This is a genomic window from Ilumatobacter sp. (assembly GCF_041688325.1).
Classification (GTDB): domain Bacteria; phylum Actinomycetota; class Acidimicrobiia; order Acidimicrobiales; family Ilumatobacteraceae; genus Ilumatobacter_A.
Map to the genome: position 1 here is coordinate 1 of NZ_JBDNIJ010000289.1, position 5,151 is coordinate 5,151.

At 62.5% G+C, this 5,151-nt stretch carries 5 protein-coding genes and 1 pseudogene; 2 read left to right on the forward strand and 4 right to left on the reverse strand.

Annotated features, from left to right (window positions below):
- Nucleotides 1-307 precede the first annotated feature (307 nt).
- Nucleotides 308-1,615, forward strand: a complete 1,308-nt coding sequence (locus ACH2EI_RS15455; protein WP_395160685.1) for a bifunctional o-acetylhomoserine/o-acetylserine sulfhydrylase — start codon at nt 308-310, stop codon at nt 1,613-1,615.
- Between the two features lie 25 nt (nt 1,616-1,640).
- Here the strand turns inward: ACH2EI_RS15455 and ACH2EI_RS15460 are convergent, their stop codons facing one another.
- The 4 genes from ACH2EI_RS15460 to ACH2EI_RS15475 form a co-directional block, all read right to left on the reverse strand.
- Nucleotides 1,641-2,525 (reverse strand): PAC2 family protein, encoded by an 885-nt coding sequence (locus ACH2EI_RS15460; RefSeq protein ID WP_395152676.1) that lies wholly within the window; start codon nt 2,523-2,525, stop codon nt 1,641-1,643.
- A 23-nt stretch (nt 2,526-2,548) separates the two neighbouring features.
- Nucleotides 2,549-3,679, reverse strand: a complete 1,131-nt coding sequence (gene serC, locus ACH2EI_RS15465; RefSeq protein ID WP_395152677.1) for a phosphoserine transaminase — start codon at nt 3,677-3,679, stop codon at nt 2,549-2,551.
- A gap of 62 nt (nt 3,680-3,741) precedes the next feature.
- Nucleotides 3,742-4,431 (reverse strand): hypothetical protein, encoded by a 690-nt coding sequence (locus ACH2EI_RS15470; protein WP_395160687.1) that lies wholly within the window; start codon nt 4,429-4,431, stop codon nt 3,742-3,744.
- A gap of 18 nt (nt 4,432-4,449) precedes the next feature.
- The gene (locus ACH2EI_RS15475; protein ID WP_395152679.1) at nt 4,450-4,902 is read right to left on the reverse strand and encodes a glycine/sarcosine/betaine reductase selenoprotein B family protein; all 453 of its coding nucleotides are present in this window, start codon (nt 4,900-4,902) and stop codon (nt 4,450-4,452) included.
- A gap of 120 nt (nt 4,903-5,022) precedes the next feature.
- On the opposite strand from ACH2EI_RS15475, the pseudogene ACH2EI_RS15480 reads away from it, so the two are divergent.
- Nucleotides 5,023-5,151: pseudogene (locus ACH2EI_RS15480) on the forward strand (aspartate aminotransferase); the annotation flags it as partial.

Here is a 5,151-nt window from a genome sequence, read left to right on the forward strand (position 1 = left end):
CGCAGCCGCATTCGCCGCGTTCATCGTTGGCTGGATCGACCAGGCTGAAAGTTTCGACAATCCTCGCTGTTTTCTGATCGCTCGACGTTCTCAGTCCGGCAGCATCGCACTAACATACAGCCAACAAATTCGCCACTTCGGTTTCCCCGTCACCAACCCTCCCGTGTGAACGAAGCCGAAGTGCTTGACAGAAGGAGTGCTCTCCGGAGTGCTCCTTTTGTCGTTTTTGCAGCAATGCCTGCAACTGTGGGCTCTGCGTTCAATCCCGACTTGGTAGGTCGGGTATCGGGCGCTATGGTTCAACAGCATGAGCGACAACTGGGGATTCGAAACCAAGCAGATTCACGTGGGCGGCGAGGCGGACCCGACGACGGGCGCCCGGGCTGTACCGATTTATCAGACGACGTCGTACGAGTTCCGTGACACGGAGCATGCTGCGAATCTGTTCGGGCTTGCCGAAGTTGGCAACATTTACACACGCATCATGAACCCGACGCAGGCCGCGCTCGAAGAACGCGTGAACGCGCTTGAAGGTGGCTGCACCACGGCGATCGGTATCTGCGGCACCCTTGTTGTCGCCTCCGGCCAGTCGGCGGCAACGCTCTCACTGCTGACGCTCTGTGAGTCGGGTGACCATGTCGTCGCGTCGCCTTCGCTCTACGGCGGCACGTACAACCTGCTCAAGTACACGATGCCGAAGATGGGCATCGAGGTCACCTTCGTTGAAGACCCTGACAACCTCGACCAATGGCGCGCAGCGGTCAAGGACAATACGAAGGTCTTCTTCGGTGAAGTGCTCGCCAACCCACGCAATGCGATGTTCGACATCGAGGGCGTGTCGGCTGTTGCGCACGAGAACGGCATCCCACTCATGGTCGACAACACCGTGCCGACACCGTTCATGGTTCGTCCGCTCGAACTTGGCGCCGACATTGTGGTGCACAGCCTCACCAAGTTCTGTGGCGGTCACGGCACCTCAATCGGTGGTGCCATCGTCGACGGCGGCACGTTCGACTATGCCGCCTCGGGTCGATTCCCCAACTTCACCGAGCCCGACCCGAGCTACCACGGTCTCGCGTACTTCCCTGCGCTCGGCCACGGAGCGTTTATCCTCAAGGCGCGTGTCCAGATGCTGCGCGACCTCGGCATGGCGATCTCGCCGTTCAATGCATTCCTCATCCTGCAGGGTCTCGAAACACTCTCGCTGCGCATGGAGCGTCACTTCTCAAACGCGCAAACTGTGGCTGAGCATCTTCTTGCACACGACAAGGTCGAGTCGGTCACCTTTGCAGGTCTCCCTGACAGCCCGTGGTACGAGCGGACGCAGAGGTATAGCAACGGCATCGGCGCCGGTTCGATCGTCGCCTTCGAACTGAAGGGCGGTACAGACGCTGGCAAGAAATTTGTCGAGGCGTGCGAGTTGCACAGCCATGTGGCGAACATCGGCGACGTGCGCAGCCTCGTGATCCACCCCGCGAGCACCACCCACAGCCAACTGTCGCCCGAAGACCTCGCTGCTGCTGGTGTCACGCCGGGCCTGATCCGGTTGAGTGTCGGACTCGAGACAATTGCCGACATCATCGCCGACATCGACCAAGCCCTCGCCCAGGTCTGATCCTTCGGCGTTCGCGGCGCCTGGGCTACGTGTCGTCGCGTTGGTCGCGGAGGAAGTTTTCGAATTGATCGCCGAGGTCATCGGCGGTTGGAATCTGGGCTTCGGCGCGACGGTCAAATTCGGCTTCGAGCATGCGGACGTACATCCGGAGCTGGTCATCGTGTGCGATGATTTCGTCGTGGACGTCGCGCCAGTTGTCGACCTGTTCGCCAAGGTCGGTCGTGGTCGGAACGTCGAGCACATGGCTCAGGTGCCGAGCGAGCGCTGACACTGCCAAGGGATGCTCGGCGTTCATCAAGTAGTGCGGGATACCGACGCGCAGTGAGATCGACGGAATGTTCCGTGCTTCCAGTTCAGCATTGAGGACGCCAGCTACTCCGGTGATGCCCTGGTACGACGGCTGCGACAACCCGAGTCGGGCCGCCAGGTCAGGCGTCGCCGTGCTGCCCGTGACCGGAGGCGTGCGGGTGTGGGGGATTGCTTCGGCCGACGCGCCGACTGTGACGACGGCCTCACAACCCATCGCAACGGCCACGGTGATGATCGCATCGATGTAGGTGCGCCAATTGAAGTGCGGCTCGACGCCGATCAGCCCGACGACGTCGCGTTGCAGCTTGCCGCTTGGGCCGGCGATGCCATTCCGCTGGAGCACGAAGTCGTTGGTCGGCCAGACGATTTCGCGGACCCCGTCGTCGATAGTGACGTGCGGACGCTGTTGCGTGAAGTCGTAAAACGGGTCGGGGTCGATCGACCCGACCACGACGGCGTTCTCGGCCGAGGTAAATGCGTTGACCGCAGCCGTGGCCGCGCTCGCAACATCGAACCACCCTTCTAGGCCGACCAGCATGACCGGTCGCTCGAGTGAGCCGATATTGCCCATTCCGAAGCTCAGCACATCGGTTGACTGCATCCGCTCAGGCTATTCCTCTCAGGCTAGAGAGCGGCGACGACGTGATCGATGCATGCCGTGAGCGCCGCGACGTCGGCGCTGTCGATCGCTGGGAACATGCCGACTCGCAACTGGTTGCGGCCGAGCTTGCGATAGGAGTCGGTATCGAGCACGCCGTTCGCGCGCAGGATGTCGCTGACCGCAGTTGCGTCGATCGAATCGTCAAGATCGATCGTGCCCACCACGTTGGAGCGGTGCGCCGGGTTGGTTACAAAGGGCGTTGCCCAATCACGTGACTCGGCCCAGGAGTACAGGATCTCAGCTGAGGTGGCGCTGCGACCGGCCATGCCGGCGAGGCTGCCGTTCGCGAGCATCCAGTCGAGCTGCGCATCGAGCATCACCAGGGTGGCGAGGGCCGGCGTGTTGTACGTCTGGTTTTGCGTCGAGTTGTCGAGCGCGATCTGCAGGTCGAGCGAGGCGGGCCGCCAGCGATTTGAGCTGCCGATCTCGTTGATCCTTTCGAGAGCTGCCGGTGAGCAGGCTGAGAGCCAGAGGCCCCCGTCGGAACCGAAGCATTTTTGTGGTGCGAAGTAGTACGCGTCGACTTCGGCGGGGTCCCACATGAGGCCGCCGGCTGCGGAGGTGGCGTCGACGGCCACGAGCGCGCCGTCGGTGTCGGCGGGGCGACGGAGCTCCATTGCAACGCCGGTCGAGGTCTCGTTGTGAGTGAGTGCGTAGAGGTCGATTCCGGCTTCAGCAGTCGGGTCGGGATGGCTTCCAGGGTCGACCTTGATCACGGAAGGGTCGCCGAGGTGTGGCGCTGTGGCGCAGGCCTCAGCGAACTTCGAGGAGAACTCGCCGAACACGAGGTGTTGGCTGCGCTCACGTACGAGGCCGAATGTCGCGGCATCCCAGAACATGGTCGATCCACCGTTGCCAAGGATGATCTCCCAGCCGTCGGGCAGCGCGAAGAGCTCGGACAACTTTGACCGCACATCACCGACGAGGTTCTTCACCGCAGGCTTGCGATGGGACGTTCCCATGATGGTCGCGCTGGCGGCGACGAGGGCGTCGATCTGCTCGGAACGGACCTTGGAGGGGCCGCAGCAGAAGCGCCCATCCGCCGGGAGGAGGGCAGCAGGAATGGTGATGGTGGGGGTCTCAGTCACCGCCACATCATTGCGGTCCGTACTGAGAAGTCGGCCAGGACTTTTCAAAAAAGAAGGAAGGGCTGAAATCAGCCTTGGGTCATGGGGGCGAGGTAGGTAACGGCAGTGCCGTCTTCTTCGCGTTCTTTCATCAGGTCGCGGACCCGTCGGATCAATTGGCCGGTTTCGGTCTGGTGGTAGAACCACGTCTCAAGCTGGCGGGCGCCGGTGTTGTCGGCGAGCTGCAGGCCGGCTTCTTCGTAGTACGCACGGACGTCTTGGCCGACGGCGATCGTGGTCATGGGGTCCCACCCGATGTCGGCGAGCGACGAGCCGTTCTCGATTTCGATGAACTGTTCGATCAAACCGGCGATGCCGTCGACGCCAGCGATTCGTCCGACAAGGGTGCGGCCCCCTGTTGCTTCGAGGTTGCGGTCGTACGCATTTCGTAGACCTTGGGCCTCGTCGATGGCGGCGTGAAGCTCGGGATTGTGGCGCGGCGGGAGTGGGCAGGAGCCAGGAGCCTCGCCGGTCTGGTCTTCGATCGACTCGGGGAAGTCTTCGAGGACCGGCACGTCAGTCCGTTCGAGCAGGCCGAACATCGCCATGAGCACGCTGGTCTGGAACTCGGCGTCGTTCGGCTTGCCAAGCGGTCGGCCGAGCGGGAAGTCGACGTTCAGCATGCGCGGCGGTTTGGCCGCTTCGGCTTGGCCGCGAACCAGGGAGATGCCGACGGTTGCGAGACCGGCTTGTTCGAACACATGGGCGAGCACACTCACGGTGCGCGTGCAGAGCGGTCAAACGGGAGTGAAGATCACCACGTCGACGCCGTCGTCGATCAGTATCTGCGCTGCGGCGGGGCCCGTGTCCTGGATGATTGCCGAGAACGTCGCGTCCATCTGAGCGCCCATAAACGACAGGTTGTTCGTGGCGACCGAGCCAATGACTCCGGCGTCGACCAGTTCGTTGAGTCGATCGGCCGGGTAGGCGGTGTTGAGGTCGGCAGTGAGGCCGGCGCGGTCGAAGTTGGGGGAGAAGTGGCTGAGCTGGAGGTCGCGAGCTTCGTTCGGTAGGACGGTGAACGAAGAGTCCATCCACAGCTTGATGTCGCCGGCGGACCGAAGGCCTGCGGTGGTGCAGATCGCGACCTTGCACTCGCTCAAGGGCTTGTTGAGTGCGGTCGCTGTAGGGGTGAGATCAGGGCTCGGAAGCCCACTCACGTTCTTCCGGATCATTGCATCAGCTGCCATGGCGCGACCGTAGCGTTTGTGCGCGCAAGGACTGACGCTTGAGTTGTGAACAATCGAGGATGGATACCGGCTGAGGCACGGTCGTTCGAAGCCGTAGGATCTTCCAACGTGAACCGTCCCATGACCCGAACGTCGGCACGTCTTGCCGCCATTGCTCCCTCGGCCACGTTGGCCGTCGACTCGAAGGCCAAGGCCATGCAGGCTGCCGGTGAAAATGTCATCGGCTTCGGAGCCGGCGAACCCGACTTC